The sequence below is a fragment of the Streptomyces sp. YS-3 genome (assembly GCF_045257485.1).
Lineage (GTDB): Bacteria > Actinomycetota > Actinomycetes > Streptomycetales > Streptomycetaceae > Streptomyces.
On sequence record NZ_JBJHPC010000701.1, the window covers coordinates 1 to 3,339 of the forward strand.

Here is a 3,339-nt window from a genome sequence, read left to right on the forward strand (position 1 = left end):
CGGCGCGGGGGTCTCGGTCATGGTCCTGGAGGCCGCCGGGGGGGTGGGCGGGCGGCTCGGCGACGGCCGCCAGTACTGGTCGTTCATCTCCCTGCACGACCACATCGCGGCGCTGCGGCACCTCCTGGACACCCCCGGCCTGTCGGGCCCGGTGAACCTGACGGCCCCGGAACCGGTCACCAACCGCGAGGTGACGGCGGCGATGGCCCGGGTGCTGCGCCGGCCGGCGCTCCTCCCGGTCCCGGCCCCGGCGATCCGGCTGGTCCTGGGCGAGTTCGCCCAGGACGTCCTGGGCAGTCAGCGGGTCCTGCCCCACCGGCTCCTGGAGTCGGGCTTCGGATTCGCGTTCCCGGGGATCGACGGGGCGATCAGGGCGGCCGGGTAGGTCGCCGGGCAGGCGCGGGGCGGGACACCGGCGGCCGGGTAGGCCGCCGGGCAGGCGCGGGGCGGGACACCGGCGGCCGTCCGGGCCGGGCGGGCTCCGCGTACCCGTCTCGCGGGCCCGGCCGAAAGGGCACCGGCGCACGGGGTGCGGCGCCGTGCATCCGTGCCCGGTCGTGTGCGCGACCCGCGGAATCGACCGCGCTTTCTAGTCTCTCTCTCCGAACTCCTGCATTTCGTGAACCGGTTGGGGGCATGAGGCCTCCACCAAGCCGCGCCGACCTCAGGGAGGGGCACGTGCTCAGTACCGCACACCAGGCGGACGTCGTCATCGTGGGGGCCGGGCTCGCCGGCCTGTCAGCGGCTCACCAGCTGACCGGCGCGGGGGTCTCGGTCATGGTCCTGGAGGCCGCCGGGGAGGTGGGCGGGCGCATGTCCACCGAGCACCTCGACGGCTTCCGCCTCGACCGGATCGGCCAGTTGCTCTCCACCTCGTACCCGGAGCTGACGCGCACGCCCGGCCTGGACGGCCTGGCCGTGAGCGCGTTCGCGCCCGGGGTGCTCGTCCACAGCGCGGGCCGCCACTACCGGGCGGGCGTGCCGCGGAGCGCGCGGGGCGCACTCGCAACAGCGCGCGCCCTCGCAAGCGCCCCCCGGGGAGGCCCCCGGGGCGTGCCCAGGAGCACCGCGCGGGGCGCCGCCACCCCGCTGGGCGGCGCGCTCGACCAGGCCCGCCTGGGCGCCTCGCTCGCGCGTCTCGCCGCGACGCCGGTGGAGCGGCTGCTCGCCCGGCCCGAACTGCCCATCGGGACGGCCCTGCAGACCCGGGGGCTGCCCGCCCGCACCCTCGACGGGTTCGTCCGCCCGCTGCTCTCCGCGCTGCTCTGCGACCCGGACCTCACCACCTCCAGCCGGTGCGCGGACCTCGCCCTGCGCGGCTTCGCGCGCGGCCGGCTGTGTGTGCCGTCGGGGGGCGCCTCGGTCCTGCCCGAACTGCTCGCGGCGGCGCTGCCGCCCGGCACGGTCCGCAGCGGCGTCAAGGTCACCGCGGTCGCCACGACCGCGGTGACCACGGCCGACCACGGCGTGATCGGCTGCCGCTCGCTGCTGCTGGCCACCGACGCGCGCGCCGCCTCCGAGCTGCTGCCCGGGCTGCGGGTGCCGCCGTTCCACCCGGTGACGGTGGTGCACCACACCGCCCCCGCGTCCCCGCTGGCCGAGCCGGCGCTGCTGCTGGACGCGGACGGGGGCGGGCCGGTGGCGCACACGGCGGTGATGAGCGAGGTCGATCCGGCGCGCGCGCCGGGCGGGCGGACGCTCATCAGCTCCACCGTGCTCGGCCCGCCGCCGCCGGACCTGGAGGCCTCGGTCCTGGCCCATCTGGGACGGCTGTACGGCACGTCCACGGCGGACTGGGAGCTGCTGGCCGTCCGCCACACCCCCGACGCGGTCCCGGCCATGCCCGCACCCCACGACGTACGCCGCCCCGTACGGCTGCTGGCGGGCCTGTACGTGTGCGGGGACCACCGGGACACCAGCACGGTCCAGGGCGCCCTGTACTCGGGCCGCAGGGCCGCACACGCCCTCCTGACCGACCTGGGCCTGCGCCCCGCAACCCCCACGCACACGGCGATGAGCCCGGCGGCCTGACGCCCGCGGCGCGCGGGTGGTGCGTCCGTGTGCGGCCCGTGGGTGTGCCTGCGGCGCGCGGGTGGTCCTTTCGTGTGCAGACGGTGGGTGGCTGGTCGCGCAGTTCCCCGCGCCCCTAACGACCCAGGGGCGCGGGGAACTGCGCGAGCAACCCACCCGGGCCCTGCGGACGAAGGCGGGTTTAGGGGCGCGGGGAACGGCGCGAGCAACCCACCCGGGCCTGCGGACGAAGGCGGGTTTAGGGGCGCGGGGAACTGCGCGACCAGCCCCCCACACCCCGCAGACAACCACGGACCAAAGGGCGCGGGGAACTGCGCGAGCAACCCACCACCGGCCCGCAGACGAACCCCGGGCAACACAGAGCCGCCCCCTACCCGAGCGCAGCAACCCGGTCGCGATAAGTCCGCACCGCCGCCGCATCCCGATACGGCTCCAACCGCCGCTCGAAGTCCCGCACGTACTCGACCGCCCGGACCGACCGCATCTCGCTCGCCTGCTGCGCCGCCTCCGCGGCGAGCGCGCACGCCTGGTCGAGCTCCCCGAGCCCGAGCCGGGCGCACGCCAGCACCACCCGGCAGAAGAGCCGGGACCGGGCGTACGCCGGGGCGCGCAACTGCAGGGAGCGCTCGGCGTGCTGCGCGGCGGCCCGGTACTGCTGGAGATCCCGGTGGCAGTGCCCGAACTCGTCCGCCAGCTGCGCGTCGTCGAAGAACCGCGCCCAGTGCGGCACCTCGTCCCCCGGCCGAGCCGCCTCCATCGCCCGTTCCGCCCGTACCAGCGAGGCCGTGCACGCCCGGATCTCGCCGAGCACGCCGTGTCCGCGCGCCTCCACGGAGTGCAGCAGGGCCTGTACCACCGGAGGCGCCGAGGACCCGACGCCCTGCTGGGCGACCCGGGCGAGCTGCACCGCCTCCCGGCCGTGGCCGAGGTAGACGGCCTGGCGGCTCATGGTGACCAGCACATACGACCCGTACGCCCGGTCACCGGCCGCCTGCGCCAGACGCAGCGCCTGGACGAAGTACCGCTGCGCCAGCCCGTGCGCGGCGATGTCGTACGAGGTCCAGCCCGCCAGCCGGGTGAGGTCGGCAGCCGCCGCGAAGAGCCTGCGGCCGATGTTCTCGCCGTAGCTGCCGCGCAGCATCGGCTCGGCCTCGTGCTCCAGATACCGCACCAGGGCCTGGCGCGCGTGGCCGCCGCCGTAGGCGTGGTCCAGGGTGCGGAAGAGCTCCCCCACCGAGCGCAGGGCCGCGATGTCGCCGCTGGTCACCCGCTGTCCGGGGCCGCGCTCCGAGCCGCGCTGCCGGGGCA

2 protein-coding genes and 1 pseudogene are annotated in these 3,339 nt (G+C 76.6%); 2 read left to right on the forward strand and 1 reads right to left on the reverse strand.

Going from position 1 to position 3,339, the window contains the following annotated elements:
- Both ACJA3G_RS33495 and ACJA3G_RS33500 read left to right on the forward strand, forming a co-directional pair.
- The coding region (locus ACJA3G_RS33495) for a DUF1731 domain-containing protein (RefSeq protein WP_406556799.1) at positions 1 to 385 on the forward strand (385 nt) is incomplete at its 5' end.
- 293 nt (positions 386 to 678) lie between these two features.
- Positions 679 to 2,031 carry an NAD(P)/FAD-dependent oxidoreductase gene (locus tag ACJA3G_RS33500; RefSeq protein WP_406556800.1) on the forward strand — a complete coding sequence of 451 codons (1,353 nt, stop codon included), beginning with the start codon at positions 679 to 681 and terminating at the stop codon, positions 2,029 to 2,031.
- 370 nt (positions 2,032 to 2,401) lie between these two features.
- On the opposite strand, the pseudogene ACJA3G_RS33505 reads toward ACJA3G_RS33500, so the two are convergent.
- A pseudogene (locus tag ACJA3G_RS33505) lies at positions 2,402 to 3,339 on the reverse strand (regulator); the annotation flags it as partial.